At 43.1% G+C, this 19,370-nt stretch carries 17 protein-coding genes and 2 tRNA genes; 9 read left to right on the forward strand and 10 right to left on the reverse strand.

The window, feature by feature from the left end; translation table 11 throughout:
- Positions 1-92 precede the first annotated feature (92 nt).
- Together MUCPA_RS22155 and MUCPA_RS22160 are read left to right on the forward strand one after the other, a co-directional pair.
- On the forward strand, positions 93-1,313 hold the full coding sequence (locus MUCPA_RS22155) for an OmpP1/FadL family transporter (protein WP_008509442.1): 1,221 nt from the start codon (positions 93-95) through the stop codon (positions 1,311-1,313).
- 18 nt (positions 1,314-1,331) lie between these two features.
- Complete coding sequence (locus MUCPA_RS22160; protein WP_008509444.1) at positions 1,332-2,672, forward strand: SGNH/GDSL hydrolase family protein; 1,341 nt, start codon at positions 1,332-1,334, stop codon at positions 2,670-2,672.
- Positions 2,673-3,273: 601 nt separating this feature from the next.
- Here MUCPA_RS22160 and MUCPA_RS22165 read toward each other — a convergent pair.
- A complete protein-coding gene (locus MUCPA_RS22165) occupies positions 3,274-4,746 on the reverse strand; it encodes a serine hydrolase (RefSeq protein WP_217220313.1) in 1,473 nt (490 codons plus the stop codon).
- Positions 4,747-5,039: 293 nt separating this feature from the next.
- Positions 5,040-6,023, reverse strand: coding sequence for an NAD(P)H-quinone oxidoreductase (locus MUCPA_RS22170; protein ID WP_008509449.1), 984 nt, complete (start codon positions 6,021-6,023; stop codon positions 5,040-5,042).
- A 299-nt stretch (positions 6,024-6,322) separates the two neighbouring features.
- Between MUCPA_RS22170 and MUCPA_RS22175 the strand changes: the two genes are divergently transcribed.
- The 4 genes from MUCPA_RS22175 (at position 6,323) to obgE (ending at position 8,850) form a co-directional block, all read left to right on the forward strand.
- On the forward strand, positions 6,323-6,784 hold the full coding sequence (locus MUCPA_RS22175) for a redoxin domain-containing protein (protein WP_008509451.1): 462 nt from the start codon (positions 6,323-6,325) through the stop codon (positions 6,782-6,784).
- A 161-nt stretch (positions 6,785-6,945) separates the two neighbouring features.
- Positions 6,946-7,022 (forward strand) — tRNA-Arg (locus MUCPA_RS22180).
- Between the two features lie 54 nt (positions 7,023-7,076).
- Complete coding sequence (locus tag MUCPA_RS22185; RefSeq protein WP_008509452.1) at positions 7,077-7,652, forward strand: adenylate kinase; 576 nt, start codon at positions 7,077-7,079, stop codon at positions 7,650-7,652.
- Between the two features lie 196 nt (positions 7,653-7,848).
- Positions 7,849-8,850, forward strand: a complete 1,002-nt coding sequence (gene obgE, locus MUCPA_RS22190; protein ID WP_008509453.1) for a GTPase ObgE — start codon at positions 7,849-7,851, stop codon at positions 8,848-8,850.
- On the opposite strand, the gene MUCPA_RS22195 is transcribed toward obgE, so the two are convergent.
- The 7 genes from MUCPA_RS22195 to cls all read right to left on the reverse strand — a co-directional run bounded on the left by MUCPA_RS22195 (position 8,847) and on the right by cls (position 14,991).
- Positions 8,847-10,427, reverse strand: coding sequence for a hypothetical protein (locus tag MUCPA_RS22195; RefSeq protein WP_008509454.1), 1,581 nt, complete (start codon positions 10,425-10,427; stop codon positions 8,847-8,849). The two genes, obgE and MUCPA_RS22195, sit on opposite strands and share 4 nt — an antisense overlap.
- Entirely contained in the window at positions 10,408-11,124 is a 717-nt protein-coding gene (locus tag MUCPA_RS22200) for a glycosyltransferase family 2 protein (protein ID WP_008509455.1), read from the reverse strand. The genes MUCPA_RS22195 and MUCPA_RS22200 overlap by 20 nt, the downstream gene beginning before the upstream one ends.
- A 45-nt stretch (positions 11,125-11,169) precedes the next feature.
- Positions 11,170-11,772, reverse strand: coding sequence for a YdcF family protein (locus MUCPA_RS36330; protein ID WP_157543965.1), 603 nt, complete (start codon positions 11,770-11,772; stop codon positions 11,170-11,172).
- Between the two features lie 232 nt (positions 11,773-12,004).
- Positions 12,005-12,811: a tRNA pseudouridine synthase A gene (locus tag MUCPA_RS22210; RefSeq protein ID WP_008509457.1), complete on the reverse strand. Its 807-nt coding sequence runs from the start codon at positions 12,809-12,811 to the stop codon at positions 12,005-12,007.
- A gap of 100 nt (positions 12,812-12,911) precedes the next feature.
- Entirely contained in the window at positions 12,912-13,373 is a 462-nt protein-coding gene (locus MUCPA_RS22215) for a DUF4395 domain-containing protein (RefSeq protein WP_008509459.1), read from the reverse strand.
- A 33-nt stretch (positions 13,374-13,406) separates the two neighbouring features.
- A tRNA-Cys gene (locus tag MUCPA_RS37855) sits at positions 13,407-13,477 on the reverse strand.
- 62 nt (positions 13,478-13,539) lie between these two features.
- On the reverse strand, positions 13,540-14,991 hold the full coding sequence (gene cls / locus MUCPA_RS22220; protein ID WP_008509461.1) for a cardiolipin synthase: 1,452 nt from the start codon (positions 14,989-14,991) through the stop codon (positions 13,540-13,542).
- A 148-nt stretch (positions 14,992-15,139) separates the two neighbouring features.
- Between cls and MUCPA_RS22225 the strand changes: the two genes are divergently transcribed.
- Entirely contained in the window at positions 15,140-16,282 is a 1,143-nt protein-coding gene (locus MUCPA_RS22225) for a putative sensor domain DACNV-containing protein (RefSeq protein ID WP_008509463.1), read from the forward strand.
- Positions 16,283-16,412: 130 nt separating this feature from the next.
- Here the strand turns inward: MUCPA_RS22225 and MUCPA_RS22230 are convergent, their stop codons facing one another.
- Complete coding sequence (locus tag MUCPA_RS22230) at positions 16,413-17,267, reverse strand: aldo/keto reductase (protein ID WP_008509464.1); 855 nt, start codon at positions 17,265-17,267, stop codon at positions 16,413-16,415.
- 327 nt (positions 17,268-17,594) lie between these two features.
- On the opposite strand from MUCPA_RS22230, the gene MUCPA_RS22235 reads away from it, so the two are divergent.
- Together MUCPA_RS22235 and MUCPA_RS22240 are read left to right on the forward strand one after the other, a co-directional pair.
- A complete protein-coding gene (locus tag MUCPA_RS22235) occupies positions 17,595-17,954 on the forward strand; it encodes a glycine zipper domain-containing protein (protein WP_008509465.1) in 360 nt (119 codons plus the stop codon).
- A gap of 142 nt (positions 17,955-18,096) precedes the next feature.
- Positions 18,097-19,347, forward strand: coding sequence for an ABC transporter permease (locus MUCPA_RS22240; protein WP_008509466.1), 1,251 nt, complete (start codon positions 18,097-18,099; stop codon positions 19,345-19,347).
- Positions 19,348-19,370: the final 23 nt, after the last annotated feature.

Here is a 19,370-nt window from a genome sequence, read left to right on the forward strand (position 1 = left end):
AAAAAATAATCGACATTGCTATGTAAGCATAGTAAATTTTGTTATGTTTGTGTATAAACCAATTGCCGTAGACCGGGATTAATTATAAAATTATGAGAAGAGTATTACTAATAGGGCTTGCGCTATTGCCTGTTATGGCTATGGCTCAAGGATTTCAAGTTAATCTGCACGGACAAAAGCAGGTAGGTATGGGTAACACCGGCACCGGTATTGTACAGGACGGTGCATCGATATTGTTTAACCCCGGAGCGGTGGCTATGCTCCCCGAAAATTATATACAAGGCGGCATCAGCCCGCTCGTATTTCAATCCGCATTCCAAAGCACAGGCTCAAGCCAGTATTTTAACAACAAGAATGAAATAGCCACTCCTTTTACCTTTTATGCCGCCTGGGGACCCAAGGCATCGTTTTGGAAAATCGGGTTAGGCGTTTATACTCCCTTTGGCGGATTAACCAATTGGGGAAATACCTGGGATGGTAAGTACGCGTTGGAGAGCCTTAATTTAAAAGCTATTTATTTTCAGCCTACTTTAAGCGTTAAACTGGCCGACTTTTTAAGTATTGGTGGTGGTTTTGTTTACGACTATGGTAGTGTTGATTTGCAACGCGGCTTGCCCGTTAGCAGTGATGCTGCTATAGATATTAAGGGCCACGGCCATGGCTACGGATGGAACGCCGGTATCTATATCAAAACAGAAGTGGGCATGACTGTCGGTATCACGCATCGGTCAAACGCCAATACGTCTATCAATAACGGTGATGTTACCTATTCAGGCACCATACCCGCATCCATCAAGGCTACTCAGTTTCCCGACGGGACGAAATTTAACGCAGCTATTGATCTGCCTTCAACAACCAGCGTTGGTTTTGGGTTTTATCCAACCAACAAGTGGACTATAGGTGTTGATTTAAACTACGTAAGGTGGCGTTCATACAAGTCTTTAGACTTTAATTTTTCGCAGAGTGTGGGCGGCTCAACGTTTTCAAGTTCGGCACGTAATTATAAGGATGCCTATGATTTTAGGGGAGGAGCCGAGTATAAAGCGACACAGGCTTTTGCCTTGCGTTTTGGAGGGGGTTATGCAACAACATCTGTTAGAGATGGATATGTTACTCCCGAAGCCCCTGATGCTAACCGGGTTTATGGAACAGTTGGCCTGGGCTATACGCTGGCTAAAAAGTTAGATATCGATTTTGCATTTGAATATGAACACCTGATGAACAGAACTCAAACCAATATCGAGTCCGGTTTATCCGGAACATTTAAAACCGATGTTTGGATCCCCGGAATCTCTCTTGCTTATCACTGGTAATACATAAAAACGATCAACATGAAAACTTTTAAAATATATATATATACATTACTTGCGCTGGTATGGGTATCTGCCTGCAAGCCATCGTTTGATACGCCGGCACCAAGTCGCGGTTCTGCCGATTTTACAAGATATATTGCAGTAGGTAATTCGCTAACTGCCGGTTATGCCGATGGCGGATTATACCGGTCGGGGCAATTAAATTCATACCCCAATATGATAGCCACGCAGATGCAGGCGGCAGGCGGCGGCTCTTTTGCTCAGTCACTTTTTACAACGGATCAGGCTAACGGCTCCGGCTATCTGAGGCTTAAAAGCTTTGATGCAAGCGGCAACCCGGTGATTGATACCGTTAAAACAAACGTGGCTGTTAGGGGCACCGCTACCATACCGGGGTTAGGTACTATATTGCTATACACCAAATATAGCGGTGCACTCGAAAATTATGGTGTGCCTGGCATTAAGTTGAATGATATTCAAAACGCGCTTTATGGCAATGGAAACCCTTACTATGAACGTTTGCTGCCTGGCAATGCCGGAACAAATACTACTCAATACCTTGATTTTATAACTGCTAAATCGTTTACATTTTTTACCAACTGGTTAGGTAATAACGATGCACTGGGCTACGCAACAAGCGGTGGAGCAGGTGATGTACTGACCGACAAAACAACTTTTGGTAATTTATATAGTACTTTGTTAACCCGTTTAACAGCCGGCGGAACAGGTGGAACCGGTGCTAAAGGAGCTTGTGCAACCATTCCGGATGTAACCACTATTCCATATTTTACTACCGTAACCGTAGGCGCGGTGTTGGCAGGCGTGCAAAAGGCAGTGCCATCAATACAGGCTATCTATATTAACGCCGCCACAAATGCCGCAGCCACAACTTATGCGCCAAGGCCGGCAACCGCTAACGATTTACTGGTGTTAACATTCCAGGGCCAGCTATCGGCAATAGGTAAGCCCACTACCGGTAACCCGTACCCATATGGCTTGGATCCGCGTAATGCTATCGAATCGAAATATGTTTTAGATCAAAATGAGGCAGCGCTGGTTAAGGATTATGTTAATTCTTACAATGCTACAATCAAGGCTACAGCAGCGGCCAAAGGATTAGCAGTGTTTGATGCCTTCACCTTTTTAACCAATGTTAAAACAAGCGGACTGGTAATAGATGGGATTAGCTTTAATTCAAATTATATCAGCGGCGGCTTGTTCTCGTTAGATGGTGTGCATTTAACCCCGCGCGGTTATGCCATTGTTGCTAACGAATTTATTAAGGCTATTAATAGTAAATACGGTTCGTCGCTTTCTATAGTTAACGTAGGTGCTTATAACGGCATCGTATTCCCGTAAATGATAATTGTGATTGTTTAGTTTTTATGTAAGCCGCCTTGTTAAAATAAGGCGGCTTTTTTGTGAGTGGTATCAAGGATAAAATGGCGGTTATGGGTTAAATCATAGGTACAGGATATTTATAATGATGTCTTCTTAAGTTTTTTGATTATCAGTGCGTATATTTTTGCTCCTATAATTAGTATTCTTAATTTATGACATCGGCCCGCTCAGTCGCCGCGGGAAGGGCTTTGTTCTTTTTTCTTGACAAAAAAGAACCAAAAAGTCAAGACTGCCCGATCCTTCCCCACACAGGCCAAATCCGGCCCGGCGTGCAGTCGGGGCCATTGCCCGCTTTTCCTATCTGCGTTTGGTAATCTATAAGGTTCAAACGTCATCTCTGTTTTTTCGGTTGGACGGGTCGATTATTCGGAAAGAAGTATCGGGAATAAAGATGCTATAGATTAATAGGTGTGTTTAATTCACGTTGATTAATATTAAATCATAGGCGGGGAGTTCTGCTAAACCGTATCAGGACTCCCTCTTTTTTGAGTTCGTCACAACACACCCGCCATCTGCTGACTGCCGATAAGCTTTATTTATAATATCCGTTATACTTTTTTTAATTCGCTTGCTTCTCGGTAAGTGTCTTTATACGCATAGCCCCGTGTTTATTTTGCGGGTTTAGGGCAAGCGACTTTTTATAATTAACCAAGGCTTCGGGAATTTGATCTGTCTCTTCGAGTGTCTCAGCCAAACTATCATACACATTGGCGCTTTGTGGATAAAGTGAAACATTAAGTTTAAAAATGGCTAATGCCGCAGGCATATTTTTTTGAGCGATCAGCTGGTAGCCCCAGCCATTCAATTCTTTTTCAGTTAACTGGAATGCCGGATCGTTCTTTTTTAAGTGGGATACTACCGGTATTGCCTGATCAAATCCCTTTTTTAGTAACTCTGCCCTTAACTTTTTTAAATTTGCCGGTAAACCAAAGCCGCTTACCTCATGCATATCCGGGATGTAATAGCCGGCAATTTCATCGATGAACTGTTCAGGGTTGCCACCTAACAAATTGGTCAATATGACTATGGATAGGTCATCTTTTAAATAAACAAACAAAGCCGATCTCCTGCCGCCTACCGGGCCAACAGCAGGATGCTCATCACGTGTTACTGTAGGCCATCCCAGCGCATAACCATTGGTAAGCAGATTAAAACCGCCGATCTTACCATTGTTTAAAACTGCCGGTGTCCAAAGTGCAGCGATGCTGGACTGCTGCTTTAAAAGCTTACCACTTTTCAAGGCAATTATCCAATTAGCCATATCGGTAGCGGTAGACAAGATACCGGCTGCCGTTCTGAAAAACACAGGGAACTGGATATAGGATACACCAGGTGTGCTATTCACCACAAACCGGTCGCCCACCTGCCTGGTCATAGTATAAGCACCAGCATAGTTAGGGATAACATCGTAAGAATCGCCGAAACGGGTTAGCTTCATCCCAGCTACTTTAAACTGCCGCTCTTCGATAAAGCGGGTAAAGTGCATGCCACTTAATTTGGTGATGATCTGTCCAAGCAGCACATAACCAGTCTGATTATAGCTGAACTTTTCACCGGGCTGAGCCTCAATAGGCAGCATCTTTACTTTTTGCATAGCTTCCTGTTCATCGCCATGCCCAAGTACCTGTTCTTCAGCATCCAGCAGATCAGGCAGCCCGGATGTATGGGTCAATACCTGTTGCAGGGTAATATTTTTCCATGCACCCGGCAGGCTGTCCAGATAATTAGCCAGTGGATCGGTAATTTTTAACTTATGTTCTTCAGCCAGTTGCATAATGGCGATTCCGGTAAACGCTTTGGTAATGGAATTGATGGAAAATATGCTTTCATCAGTCGCTTTAATCTGGTATTCCAGGTTAGCTGTGCCGTATGTAGTACTTTTAATAATTTTGCCAGCGTGTACAACGGCAATCTGCAAGGCCGGAATATGGCGCTGCTGCATTTTATGCTTTATGAAAATGTCGATGCTGTCGGATGTGGACAATTGTTGCGCGGTAGCAGTTGTCACCGTAAGGGAAATGTAACCAAGCAAAAATAATGTAAAAGTTTTAAGGCACATGTAGTCAGAAGTTATTTGTATAGGATACCAGTAGGTTCGGCTACACCGTATTTGACTTATTGCGCATAAATCAGAATATTTTACTGCTCCGCGTTCTGCTAAAATATCAAACTTATTTTATTTTGAGTAGAATCATATCCTTTTGTTGTTGCAGAGAGAGAGCCGCACGGCCACCATTGGTGTATATGGGGTAATGTTAAATCGTTGATATGTAGTAGCGTTTGATTGTTGTGATACGTTTAACTCCCGGACTAAGTACTCTTAACTTACCAGGGGCTCAATACAATTTTCCCTATATGGTCGCTACTTTCCATCAGCGCGTGCGCCTCCGCTCCCTGTTCTGCCGGGAATACCCTATAAATTACCGGTTTAATCTGTCCGGCTGCTATCAAGGGCCAAACGTGCTGCTCCAATTGATGAGCAATAGCGGTTTTAAAAGCCACATCGCGGCCACGCAACATGGAGCCGGTTATAATCAACCTTTTGCGCATTACTTCCGCCAGGTCTACCTTAGCTTCTCTGCCCTTCATCGAGTTGATCATTACCAGTCGACCTTCCACTGCCAGGCATTTGATATTATCAGGCGTATAGTCGCCGCCAATCATGTCTAATATTACATTTACGCCTTTGCCCTGTGTAGCTTCTTCAATTATCTCTTTAAAACTCTCCGTTTTGTAATTAATGGCACGTTCTGCCCCTAAACTTTCGCAAAAACTAACCTTTTCTTCGTTACCTGCCGTTACAAATACTTTGCTACCTAAGGCGCGGGCCATTTGAATGGCTGTAACGCCAATACCGCTCGATCCGCCGTGCACCAGCAGGCTTTCACCCGGCTGTAAATTTCCCCTGTCGAACACATTGCTCCAAACCGTGAAAAATGTTTCGGGCAGCGATGCCGCTTCAACCAAAGTTAAATTGCCCGGTATAGGTAAACATTGCCCTGCCGGGATAACACAATATTCGGCATACCCTGCGCCAATTACTAATCCGCAAACCTGGTCGCCAATTTTCCAGCGGGTAACATCAGCGCCAACTTCCACTATGGTGCCCGCTACCTCGAGGCCGGGAATATCTATTGATGCACCGGCAGGTGGCGGGTGGTTGCCCTTGCGTTGCGCCACATCTGGGCGATTTACACCCGCTGCTGCAACTTTTACCAATACTTCGCCGGTCGAAATTTGGGGTTTGGGGCGATCTTGTATCTGGAGTACTTCCGGCGGGCCGGGATGGGTGATGATAACGGCTTTCATGAGGTCGCTGTTTTTTTATTGTGTTGATTTTACTTGGATTGCTGTGGATAACTGATAGCAGGAAATAATGTTTCAAAGTTGATATGATTGAGTTTGTGATTGACTGACGGTATTAGCTTTGACAAATTTAAAAAGTCGTCAAAGCTTTCTGGCGGCGAAGTTTATTTGCAATTTTTCCGTCAAGTAATAAGCGTGAATATTTTACCATATTGCTATCGTTTTTAAGAATCAAAACAGACATAAAAATAACAAACCTTAAAAAGCTAATCAGTAGTTTTGCTTCTAAATAAAAAGCAAATATGTTAATTGTAACCGGGCAGCAGGCGCCAGAATTTAAATTAGTATCATCGGAGCTGAAAGAAGTTAGCTTATCCGATTTTAAAGGTAAAAAAGTAGTTATCCATTTCTTTCCTTTAGCATTTACCGGAGTTTGTACAACGCAGCTTTGTACTATGCGCGATAGTTTTGGCTATTATGATGGCCTTGGCGCACAAATTTTAGGTATTTCGGTTGATTCGCCTTTTACGCTGGCTAAGTTTAAGGAAGAAAATCAATACCAGTTTCCTTTATTATCCGATTTTAATAAAGAGGTATCGGCGGCTTATGGCGCATTATATGCCGACTTTGTGTTGGGTTTAAAAGGCGTATCCAAACGTGCCGCCTTTGTTTTAGACGAGGAACATCGGGTTATTTATGCAGAGGTATTAGAATCGGCAGGGGATTTGCCTGATTTTGAAGCTATTGCAGAAAAAGTGAAGTAATTTTTTATTTTTTTGTGGATTTTTAAAAGAAAACTCTATTTTTGCAGTCCGTTAAAAAAGCAAACGAATTGTGATAAGCAGAGTGGGAGATATTAACGGGAAACAAAGTACTGTAAAGTACATCCTGATCTGGAAGCAGACGGGAGTTTTTAAGTCAATATGCACTCGTAGCTCAATTGGATAGAGCGTCTGACTACGGATCAGAAGGTTAGGGGTTCGACTCCCTTCGAGTGCACCAATTAAAGTCTTTTTGTATTTCGCAAAAAGACTTTTTAAATTTTAAATCACCAGGATGCTGAATTTAGTACTATTTGGCCCGCCAGGAGCAGGTAAGGGAACTCAATCTCAAAAACTTATTGACCAGTATCAGTTGATACACCTTTCAACAGGCGATCTGCTCAGAGGCGAAATAACACAGGGAACAGAACTTGGTATAGAAGCCAAAAAATTGATGGATCAGGGTTTTCTGGTTCCAGACGAAGTGGTGATCGGTATGATCAGCAACAAGCTGGATGCCAATAAAGATGCTCGTGGTTTTATATTCGATGGTTTTCCGCGTACCGTGGCGCAGGCCGAGGCTTTGGATAATTTATTGGCTTCTAAAGGCGAATCGATCTCGAGCATGATCGCGCTGGAAGTTGATGATGATGAGTTGGAGCACCGCTTATTATTGAGGGGCAAAGAGTCTGGCCGACCAGATGATGCCAATCCTGAAGTTATCCGCAAGCGGATACACGAATATAATAACAAAACAGCACCCGTTGCGCAGTTTTACAAAGTACAAAATAAATTTAAAAGCATAAACGGCATTGGCAGCATCGATGAGATCTTCCATTCTATTTGCGCTATAGTTGATCTTTGCAAATAATAATCTAATAGTTTCCTATAAACTATTGGTGCCATTTTAAAAATCAAAATCTTTTGCGTCCGGCGTTTCTGTTATCAGGATGTGCCGCATGCAAAAGATTTAGTTATATATTTAAAATGCTATTTAAATATCATTCGAAAATCGATCTTCGCCTCTAACCAAGCCGGAGCCGTAATTCGTAAACCCCAAAATCCAAATGTCTCAAGGTTCAAATTTTGTTGATTACGTTAAAGTGTGCTGCCGTTCCGGGCATGGAGGGGCAGGCTCATCGCACTTGCATCGTGATATTTTAACCTCAAAAGGTGGGCCCGATGGTGGCGATGGGGGGCGTGGCGGCCATGTCATTGTACGCGGAAACGCTCAGTTTTGGACCTTGCTCCATCTTAAATACCGCAAACATATTATAGCTGCCGACGGCGAATCGGGAGGAAGCTCGTTAAGAACCGGTAAAAACGGGAAAGACGAGATTTTGGAAGTTCCCTTAGGTACGATAGCCAAAGATGCGGAGACGGGAGAGATACTGTTTGAGATTACCCAGGATGGCGAAACCAAAATATTAACCAGCGGTGGCCGCGGAGGTTTGGGCAACTGGCATTTCAAGTCGTCTACACAGCAAACGCCGCGCTTCGCCCAACCCGGCGAAGAGGGGCAGGAGGTATGGAATATCCTGGAGCTAAAAGTATTGGCCGATGTTGGTTTAGTAGGCTTCCCTAATGCCGGTAAATCAACACTGCTATCCGTAGTTTCGGCAGCCAAGCCTGAGATAGCCGATTACTCTTTTACTACCCTCGTTCCCAATTTGGGTATTGTGGCGTATCGCGATAACAAATCATTTGTAATGGCCGATATTCCGGGTATTATAGAAGGAGCTTCTACAGGTAAGGGATTAGGCTTCAGGTTTCTGCGACATATTGAGCGTAACTCGGTATTGTTGTTTATGATCCCTGCCGATACCAGCCGGACCATCCAGGAGGAATACCAGATATTACTGCACGAACTTACCGAGTATAACCCCGAACTAACTCACAAGCCAAGGATACTGGCCATTACCAAAGCCGATATGCTGGATGAGGAATTACAGCAGGAAATGGCAAAGGAGCTCCCTGCCGGGATTGAGGCGGTATTTATTTCGTCGGTAGCCCAAAAGGGTTTAACCGAACTGAAAGACCTGCTTTGGAAAGAGATTAACAGGGCTTAAAGCGCACTCAATAAAATATATCCCTTACTTAGTTTTTTGATACTGAAGTTGCTATAACCCGGAAAGCATTTCCGGATAACGTCTGCATAGCCATTGGTAGCGTAACGGGCCGGCAATAGGATAAATAGTGGCCCGGCGTGGCCTTCATATACATTATTATCGGTATAAGTGTCGGCGTTATCTTCGCTGATATCATCCAGCGTAATCATGCGGTTGTGTGTAATTTCTAAACCCAGATCGGCACTTGTAAAGGCAAACAGCGCATCGTTATGGTACTGTTTATCCAATTGCGCCAGATAGTTTAATGAGGGTTGATCGATAAATAACTGTGTTATGCCCGATGAGCCGCGCGCGTTATTTTTAACGTTATATTTATAATTAACTACAAAGTATTTGATGCTTGTAAACGTTATGCCCAACCATATTAAAATAAACAGTGCTTTAAAGCCGGGTTTAATTAAGCTGAAAAGGTAAATTGTACCTGGGATAAACAGCAAGCCAACTATGCGCAAATGCCTCCCCTCGTACGAAATATCCAGCTGCCGTAAAAAAACGGATGAAAAAAACAGGAATGAGATGACGTAGAAAACTGTCACGGCCAGCTTATAAGGCTTAATAGGGATATATCGTATGATGGATATAAACAAACCTATACTCAGCAGAGCCGTTAACACCAATACCACGATGGTAAGCGATGGCCCGATGATGGCCCCATCGACGTGGTAGAGCAGGCCCTGGAAAAGATCGTCTACCGAAAAACCGGAAAGCAGGGGAGAGGCCAGTGGAAAGCCCAATGCTTCGAGGCTTAAGCGCAAGCCAGGCGATGCCGATGCAGGATTACTGCCTTTGGAGAGAAAGAATTTATAAACTGTGGCTAATGAAAGGATAGCTGGTAAAGCCAAAATAAACCCGTTTTTAATCCAGTGGCGCCAATCTTTCAAACCTGACGAGACATTAACCCATAGGCAAAACAGGCCCGAAGCATACATCCACAAAAAGGCCGACTTACAGCAAAAGCCTATCCATCCCGTAAGGAGAACAAAAAGAATAACTTTCCAGTTTAATTTTTCGAAGCTAAAGCAGCCGTATAGAAACCAACCTAAAAAACCAAATAGCAGGGTTTCGCCACCGTTGTAAAAGATGAAGGGGATATAATAAAACTGCTGGCAAGCGATGAATGCGATGCTTAACGCTGAGATGACTGCCGAAAAGCCTATTTTCCTGAAAAAAGTATAGAAACCCCAAATGCCCGACAGGGAACAAAACAAGATGGTTATAGCTGCCGATTGGCCAAGATTAAGGCCAAAAATGCTTTTAAAAAAATAAGGAACCAAATATTGCCCCGGCGACCACCAGGTTAAAAAGGTAGCGGTGTTTTGGGCGATATTTGCCTGGCTGGGTGTAATGGCTAAATTAAAGCCACCACCTAATTGCATGGAGCGCATAACCTGGAAACCCCAGCTCGGATCTGGAAATAAAGCGGGCGGGCAGATCAGGATAAGCATACCTAAAATCAGGGTAGCCAGTACTATAGCGGCCAGTATAAATTGATGCCGGTTATTTTCCTTTAAATACATTGTATTTCAGTATACACCAAATTGCCCTGAAACCATCTTTCCAGTTAATTTTTTTGCCCTCGGCATAAGTGCGGCCGTAGTAAGAAATTCCCACTTCGTAAATTTTAATGCCGGGTATGCGTGCTATTTTGGCGGTTATTTCGGGCTCAAAGCCAAAACGGTTCTCTTCTAAAATTATTTGCTGCAGTATGGATGTACGGATGAGTTTGTAGCATGTTTCCATATCGGTGAGGTTGAGGTTGGTAAACATGTTCGACATGAAAGTTAATACCGCGTTGCCTATGCTGTGCCAAAAGAACAAGATGCGGTGTGGTTTATCGCCCATAAAGCGCGATCCGTATACAACATCGGCATTGGCTTTTAAAACCGGTTTGAGCAGGTTTTGATACTCGTCGGGGTCGTATTCCAGGTCGGCATCCTGTACTATGCAATAATCGCCCGTGGCCTGGCTAAATCCTCTGCGTATGGCGGCGCCTTTGCCCTGGTTCACCTGTTGCTGAAGCAAATTGATGCTCACAGCATGTTGTGCGCTAAACGCGTTTACCTGCGATATGGTATCGTCTTTAGAGCAGTCGTCAACTACGATGATTTCTTTAGATATACCAACGGGGAGTTCAGCATCGAGCACTCGTTTCAGTATGACGCTGATTGTTGCCGATTCGTTATAGGCGGGTATGATGATAGATAGTTTTTCCAAGATCTTTTAAAAATCGCAAATTAATTAATTTTTGTTGATTCACAGCTACAATTGCCCAGGGGCATTAATAGCAGGTACAGGTTTTAAATAATAGGCAACAAAGCCCACTACTTCTTTGATGTAGATATTCCATTGGGCCAGGGCCAGAGGATCGGGGATAATGAAATCGGATAGGGAGACCGCGCTTTTTCCTGCTATGAAGTCGCAAGGGTAAGGCGTTACGTTAATGCCAATTTTTTTAAATATATAAGCCGAACGGCGCATGTGAAATGCCGATGTCACTAACAAATAAGGTCCAGGCACCTTTTTATCAATCAAGATACGCTTAGTGAACATGGCATTTTCAAGCGTGTTGCGCGATTGATTTTCAATCATGATACAGCTATCGGGTATGTTAAATGCTTTAAATTGCGAAAATACATAGTCTGCTTCCTTCAGGTTGGAAGTTTTAATTAACTGCCCGTTTCCACCCGACATCAATATTAAAGGTACCCTGCCGGTAACCTTTAATTGAAGTGTTTTTATAAATCTATCAGCCGAACCATTGAAATATCCGTTCCCATCCTGATCTGCCGATGAGAAGCCTCCGAGTACAATGGCACAGCTATATTTACCCTCTGGCGGCGGGCCTTGTGTAATATCCCACATTTTGGCAAACCGGCTTAAAATAAATTGATTGGAGAAAATGAACAATAGGGCGAAAGCTGCAAAAAACAATCGCTTTTTAAGGATGATGTTTTTTACAAAAAAACCAGTCAGCAGCAATAAGAAGATCCAACATATGGGCTGTATCAAAAAAAGAAGAACCTTGGATAGTACAAAAAACATAGATGTTGAAACTTGGGGCAAAAGTATAGTTTTTTGATAACTAATGAACTATTTATACATTCTGCCATGTATCCAGGTCGGTTTGCAATAGTTTAGTAAATACAGACCGTGCTGGCAGATCAAGATAAGGATAAGTAACCTTTGAAAGGTACAAGCCTTGCGGGTGTGCCGGAGATATCGTTTGTGCGTTTTGGGGTTTTATCAAATTCTGTTCAAATTCGTCCACGCTCATTTCTCCGGTCCCGATGCTGATTAGCCTGCCCACTATTACTCTGATCATTTTACTCAGAAACCTGTTAGCCGAGATGTTAAAACGAATCCGGTCGGCGTTTTTACAAGCAAACAGTTCTGCCGACGTTACATGGCATAGGGTATGTTCGTTACGGTCGGGGCTTTTGCAAAAAGCCCTGTAATCATGGTAAAGGGGCAACAAAGCCACGGCTTTTTTCATCTCGTGCAGATCAAGTGACTGCTCGTTGTAATAGGAGCTGAATCCGTTTAAAAAAGGGTCCTTATAGGTATGTATAAAATAATCATATGATCGCTGGGTGGCATCAAAGCGGGCATGCGGTAAGCCTGCCATGGGGATAATATCAAAGATAGCGATATCAGCGGGGAGTATTTTATTTAAACGAAACAGCAGATCAAATTCCCGGGGGTTATCAATATCTACGTGAAAAAAAAATTGACTGGCATGTACCTTGGCATCGGTACGTCCGCAGCCCACTATAGCCGTTGGTGTTTTTAATACCTGGCTAAGAGAGTTTTCTAACACTTGCTGTATGCTCATTACACCGGCATGTTTTTGCCAGCCGCTGTACTGGGTGCCGTGGTAACCTAAATGTACAAAATACCTCAACCTTTTTATTTTAGAATTGCGAAGTTAAGCTATTGGATTGATAGGAAAGTTAGCGCGATGCTTTTTACGGCTTTTCGCGTATACCCTGTGTTTGGCAAACTTATAGCTGGCTTGAGCTGGAGAATTTTCGGGCCAGCTTATGATAGATGCTATACGCGTGGCATCCGGCGCAAAAACCGACGAACGACTCGAGGGCAGCGAATAAGCACAAGATGATTGTTAAAGCCAGGGCACCTGTACCAAACTGAAAAAGGTGCAGTAAAATGATGGTACTGGTAAATGCAAGCCCAATGCGGGCGGCAAATCTTTTTGGTGCCTGGTCAACAGGCTTATTTTTTATTTTAAACCAATTAATCAATACTCCGGCGATAATTGCCAGCAGGCTATACCTGCCCATATTGAAGGACCGTAATAAAAAATCAATAACCAGGAAAATAATGATGATGGATAAGCCCGATATGATATAGGCTACGCCTGATAATAAAACGAAGGAAGCAACCAGTCGTACCCTGTTCTCGTTGATCAGAACAAAGTCGACCGGGCATGAAATATCGTTATTCATGTGCGAAAATAAAGAAGTCAGTTAAATAAGTCGACGTCAAGGGCGGATTCGAACCGCCGTGAAAGGTTTTGCAGACCCATACCTATCCGCTCGGTCACTTGACTATGATGCAAATATATTAATAAATCTATAATGTCTATGGCTTTTGTAGTATTTATTTTTTTCATCACAAAAGAGGCGACAATAAGCGAGTTATTCTTTCGGGCAGTTGTTTATATAACGGGCGTTTGGCCCAGGTATTGGAGTTGATTTTTGTTGAATGCTCCAGGTCCTGATAAAAAGCATCTCGTAATTGGTTGGATAATTCATTATCGTAAACCATGCTGTTAACCTCGAAATTGAGCTCAAAACTTCTGTGGTCCATGTTAGCGGTGCCAATGATAGACAGGCTTCCATCAAGCACCATAGTTTTGGCATGCATAAAGCCTTTTTGATAAAGATAGATTTCAACTCCCGATCGTAAAATCTCCTGGTAATAGGAGCGGGCGGCCGAATCTACAAATGCCGAATCGGATTTCCCGGGCACAAGCAGCTTTACTTTTACACCGCTCATGGCTGCAACATTTAGAGCATCAATCAACGTTTCCCCGGGAATGAAGTATGGAGTACTGATGAGTATTTCCTCCTCGGCCATACCGATGGCCTGAATGAGCGAGAACATGATCGTTGGAGTTTCCGAATCGGGGCCGCTGGCGGCAATTTGTACAATTGCATCAGATGTTTTGCTTTTTTCTGCACAAAAAAGCTCTTCCTGGGGCTCAAGTTCTGTCTCAGCACAAAAGTTCCAGTCACATATAAACAGGTATTGCAGGTAATAAACGCCTGGGCCTTTAATCATCACGTGGGTATCGCGCCAAAATACCTTGTCGGTGTTATTGCTATCGTTAATGTAGCGGTCGCTCACATTAATGCCGCCAACAAAGCCGGTGCAGCCATCAATAATGATAATTTTGCGGTGATTGCGGTAGTTGATGCGGTTGGCCAGCGCCATAAAATAGATCTGGTAAAACGGAAAGGCTTGTACTCCCGCGTCCAGCAATTCGGGCACTAACTTTTTGCGGATGGAGCGGCTGCCAAAGTCATCATAAATAAAACGTACAGTTACACCTTCACGGGCTTTTGCTATCAGGATATCTTTAATCTGGTTGCCAATTACTTCGTCCTCAAAAATATAATACTCAATATGGATATGATGTTTGGCTTCTTTTAATTGCTTTAGTACTTCGGGAAACTTGTTTTCGCCGTTCAGCAAAAGTTTTACTTCGTTGCTGCCGGTCAGCGGGCTCATACTATCATTAAGCAGCAAACGCGCCAGTTTTTTATGGCTCTTCACTTCAGATTCGCCGCTGTCCCAGGTTTTTTCAGATTCGAGGTAAATCTGTTTCTTAATTTGGTGCAACAGTCTGTTGTTTTTAACTATCTTTTTACTGTATAGTTTATTTTTGCGGTAGTTAGCACCAACTACAAAATAAATAATCATACCCAAGCCAGGCAAAAATAGCGTTAATAGCAAATAGGCAGAAGTTTTACTGGTTGAGCGCGTATCGTAAATGATGCGCAGGCACACTAAAACAACAATAATTGAATAAAAAATTTCGAACAACAATATCCAGTTCATCTGCTGCTATAACGTTATAATATCTTTATTGTTCAGTTGAAGTTTTGCCTGTTGCCAATAAATATAAAACATTATAAGTTGAGTGTAAGAAAGCGATATAACAAGGCGTGTTTTTGTTGGCAGATAAACTAAAATTATAACTTTGGATATGCTTTACGAACCAACCTACCAGGCAGCCAGAAAAGTATCGGAAACGGTGCGGAATCATTTTGCTCATCACATAGCTACAGCACATAAACAAGGTGAACAAAAGCTGGCAACAGCACCCGGTGCCGATGTGATTGAACAGATTATTGATGTGGCATTTTGGGCCAGCCTGCGTAAAGAAGAAGGTAATTCGCCTAAAATATCACTTGCCTTTTTATCGCCGCAGCAGGCTGAGAAAGCGTTGGTTTTTGAAAAAGAACTGCCACTCAACCCAGTTACCATTACAAAAATTGCTCCCGGAGTTGAGCGGGCGGGTATCCATATTGGTGTATGGTTTAAAAACGACGAACTGGTAATATGGGGAACTACTATTACCATCCCTAATTTTTGTTTTGTTCTGGATGTTTCTGAACCAGGTTTACTGGTTATCAAACACAGGCGCATTTTTGGCTTGGGCAAGTATACCAACGTAGCCGTATTAAAAGGCGACGACGTTAGGATTGTAGATGAGCATAGTGCAACGTTTACAGATTGCCCGGCCATAGTGACTACGTTGCTGGGATATACTTCGCCGGCATCCTGGAACGATTCTGTAAACGTGCTGATTCAGCTTGCCGTTTCTATGCGTGCGCACGGGCACGGCGGCTCATTATTGGTAGTACCGGCTTGTTCCGAGGAATGGAAGCAATCTATTATCCACCCCATCAAATACGCCATACAACCGGCTTTCTCTGGTTTGGCGGATTTGATTATGAACGAAGGAACCGACCAAAGTGATATTTTTTGGAAAAGCGCCTTGAGCCGTGAGGTTGATAATATTGGCGGCTTAACAGGTGTTGACGGAGCCACCATTATTAACACCAAACATGAGCTATTGGCCTTTGGAAGTAAAATAGTGATGCGCGAAGGTAGCAGCCGGGTTAAGCAAATGTGTTTAATTGAGCCTATTATTGATGGCCAGGCCGTGATTATTCACCCTGCGCAGAACGGCGGAACGCGGCACCTGTCGGCAGCTCAATTTGTACACGATCAGCATGATGCCATTGCACTGGTAGCATCTCAGGACGGGCAGTTCACCATATTCACCTGGTCGCCACATCATGGCATGGTTCAGGCTTACCGGATAGATACCTTGTTATTGTAAGCATGTTATTTAGCCCTATGCCAAATAGCGTTTCAAATATCTATGATGTTTTGTAAATGCAAGTTAAATAAAACGGCGACTGCACGATATGTAAAAATCATCCTGCAATCGCCGATTTAAGCTATCATTGTTACCCGGCAATTTTATCTAACTCGTCCATGTCGGCAACTGTAAGCACCAGATCTGCCGCCTTCATATTATCCTCCAGGTGGGCAACGCTTGATGTACCCGGAATCAGTAAAATATTGGGGGAGTGTTGCAGCAGCCAGTTCAGTGCTACCTGGTGTGTGGTTGCATTATGCCTCTCTGCAACCTTTTTGATAATTTCCAGTCCTTGTACATTACCGGCATTGAGCGGGAACCAGGGAATGAAAGCGATATCATTATCCTCGCAGTATCTCAACTCAGTTTCCCATTTGCGGTTATCAACGCTATACATATTTTGTACAGATACTACATTGAAAAATTCCTGGGCAAGTTGAATATCTTCTACATGAACTTCAGATAGGCCGATGTGTTTAATCAATCCGTCCTCCTGTGCCTTCTTTAAAAACGCGAAGGTTTCTCCGGCCGGAACCTTAGGGTCAATACGGTGTAGCTGATAAAGGTCAATCCTCTCCACTTTTAATCGTTTCAGGCTGCCGTCCAATGCTTCTTTTAAATGTGCGGGGCTGCTATCAATTGGCCATTCGTTTGGCCCGGTGCGGGTTAGGCCGCCCTTTGTTGCTATTACTAAATCTTCAGGATAAGGGTATAGCGCTTCGGCTATGAGTTCTTCAGATACATACGGCCCGTAGCTATCGGCAGTATCTATAAAATTGACGCCTAATTCAACTGCCTTTTTTAATACCCGTATAGCTTCTTCTTTATCTTTTGGTGGCCCCCAAATGCCTTCGCCTGTAATACGCATAGCGCCGTATCCCAAACGGTTTACGGTTAGATCGTGGCCAATGGTGAATGTTTTTTTGAATGTTATAGTACTCATGTTAAATAAGTTTAATGTTAGTGTTTAACAATGCAGGTTGTGAAATTGTTCGCCAATAACATCCGTATAATGTCATAGTTGCCGTGAATCGTAATGCTTCTGATGGGCTCTCAGGTTGAATAAATGGTGCACTGTTTTATATACAATTATTTTCTTTCCTGATCTTGCTGATGTAGATTATTTAATCAAAAGTTAATAATTGGATAGTATTGATAGCTATGCGCATCAATCAGGATAGTTTTTTTCGATAATAACAAATGGCAAGCATTTTGTATAATACTACTTGTAGAGCAGTTTAATCCTGCTAAACAGTAAAAAATGAATAATATGAAAAAGTATATGATGTCCGTCACCCTGTTTTTAACATTTTTGATAGCAGGGAGCAATATTGCAAACGCGCAAACAACCACTCACCGTAAGGTGAGTAATAGGGCTAAAGGTGCTGCTATTGGTGGCGTAGGTGGTGCAGTAGCAGGTGGTTTAATTGGGCATAATGTGGGCGGCGCCCTTATTGGCGGCGCTATTGGTGCTGGTGGTGGCTATATTATAGGCGATGCTAAAGACAGGTCTAATCTGCGTAAAAGGCAAGCATACAGACGTGCACATCCACGCCATACAACCAAGGTTGTTTATGTTAAGCCAAGATCAACAACCACAACTACGGTTACCAAAACAACAAAATATTAAGCGCTTTTTTTTGTGTAATAGTTTGGCCTCTCTGTTTTGCAGAGGGGCTTTTTTATGTCCCCTTTTTATTATTACACCAATTCATAATTATATTTCCGTCTGGCTGTAACTCAATGGAATATCTGTTGTCTAAATGTGTAGTATGATATTCTTAAAGCTCCTTCGCGAAAGTTTTCTTTTTGCTTTTGATGCGCTCAGGCAAAATAAATTGCGTACAGTACTCTCGTTGCTGGGCATAACCATTGGTATTTTTACTATCATAGCCGTTTTTTCGGCGGTAGATACCCTGCGGGATAATTTGCAGGCCAGTGTTAACAAGTTAGGTAGCAATAGTATTTTTGTGCAAAAATGGCCGTGGTCTTTTGGAAACGATTATCCCTGGTGGAAATATATCCAGAGGCCAGTACCCAAGCTTCGTGATTATAACGAATTGCAAAAACGGGTACAAACAGCGCAAGGCATATCATACGAGCTGGATTTAAGCAGCCGAACCATCAAGTACCTGAGTAACGTTGTTGAGAATGTAGACATCAGTGTGGTATCTGCCGATTACAATAAAACATGGTCGCATGATTATCAGTACGGGCGCTACTTTACCGACATGGAATCCAGAACGGGAGCCCCTGTAGCGCTGGTTGGTAATGATGTAGCCGAAGGTTTATTTAACGATGCTGGATTGGCCGCAGGTAAGCAGATTAAACTTTTAGGCCGCAATGTTACCATAGTTGGTGTTTTTACCAAAGAAGGCGAAGATATGCTGGGCATTTCGCCAGATAAAGCCATCGTAGTTCCGCTCAACTTTGCCCGCAATATCATTGATATTCAAAATGAAAAATATAACCCGCAAATTGTTGTCCGGGGTAAAGATGGTATAGCGAGCGACGAGGTGGAAAGCGAGCTGATGGGGGTAATGCGGGCCATACGCCGATTACAACCCGGCACCGACGATAATTTTTCGTTAAATAAATCAACCATTATCTCTAACCAGCTGGATTCGCTTTTCGGTGTGGTTAATATTGCCGGTTTTATTATCGGCGGTTTCTCCATATTGGTTGGTGGTTTTGGTATAGCCAACATCATGTTTGTGTCGGTAAAAGAGCGTACCAACATCATCGGCATTCAAAAGTCGTTAGGCGCCAAAAACTACTTCATCATGTTCCAGTTTTTAATCGAATCTGTTTTATTGTGCCTGATGGGAGGGGCGATAGGTATTGCTATGGTATACCTGGGCACCTTCGGGGTTAAAGCCGCTATGGATGTCGAGATTGTGCTGTACTTAAAAAATATTATTTTAGGTGTTGTTATATCGGTAATCATCGGCATTATATCGGGCATAGTGCCGGCCTATTTTGCCGCCCGTCTGGATCCGGTTGAGGCGATCAGGACGAATTAGATATTGGTTAATAGGTTAATATT

This window comes from Mucilaginibacter paludis DSM 18603 (assembly GCF_000166195.2).
Classification (GTDB): Bacteria; Bacteroidota; Bacteroidia; order Sphingobacteriales; family Sphingobacteriaceae; genus Mucilaginibacter; species Mucilaginibacter paludis.

Coding starts and splice junctions, on each gene's coding strand:
- MUCPA_RS22155 (WP_008509442.1), top strand. CDS start 93: ATGAGAAGAGTATTACTAATAGGGCTTGCGCTATTGCCTGTTATGGCT.
- MUCPA_RS22160 (WP_008509444.1), top strand. CDS start 1,332: ATGAAAACTTTTAAAATATATATATATACATTACTTGCGCTGGTATGG.
- MUCPA_RS22170 (WP_008509449.1), bottom strand. CDS start 6,023: ATGAAAGCCGTTATCATCACCCATCCCGGCCCGCCGGAAGTACTCCAG.
- MUCPA_RS22175 (WP_008509451.1), top strand. CDS start 6,323: ATGTTAATTGTAACCGGGCAGCAGGCGCCAGAATTTAAATTAGTATCA.
- MUCPA_RS22185 (WP_008509452.1), top strand. CDS start 7,077: ATGCTGAATTTAGTACTATTTGGCCCGCCAGGAGCAGGTAAGGGAACT.
- obgE (WP_008509453.1), top strand. CDS start 7,849: ATGTCTCAAGGTTCAAATTTTGTTGATTACGTTAAAGTGTGCTGCCGT.
- MUCPA_RS22195 (WP_008509454.1), bottom strand. CDS start 10,427: ATGTATTTAAAGGAAAATAACCGGCATCAATTTATACTGGCCGCTATA.
- MUCPA_RS36330 (WP_157543965.1), bottom strand. CDS start 11,772: ATGTGGGATATTACACAAGGCCCGCCGCCAGAGGGTAAATATAGCTGT.
- MUCPA_RS22215 (WP_008509459.1), bottom strand. CDS start 13,373: ATGAATAACGATATTTCATGCCCGGTCGACTTTGTTCTGATCAACGAG.
- cls (WP_008509461.1), bottom strand. CDS start 14,991: ATGAACTGGATATTGTTGTTCGAAATTTTTTATTCAATTATTGTTGTT.
- MUCPA_RS22225 (WP_008509463.1), top strand. CDS start 15,140: ATGCTTTACGAACCAACCTACCAGGCAGCCAGAAAAGTATCGGAAACG.
- MUCPA_RS22230 (WP_008509464.1), bottom strand. CDS start 17,267: ATGAGTACTATAACATTCAAAAAAACATTCACCATTGGCCACGATCTA.
- MUCPA_RS22235 (WP_008509465.1), top strand. CDS start 17,595: ATGAAAAAGTATATGATGTCCGTCACCCTGTTTTTAACATTTTTGATA.
- MUCPA_RS22240 (WP_008509466.1), top strand. CDS start 18,097: ATGATATTCTTAAAGCTCCTTCGCGAAAGTTTTCTTTTTGCTTTTGAT.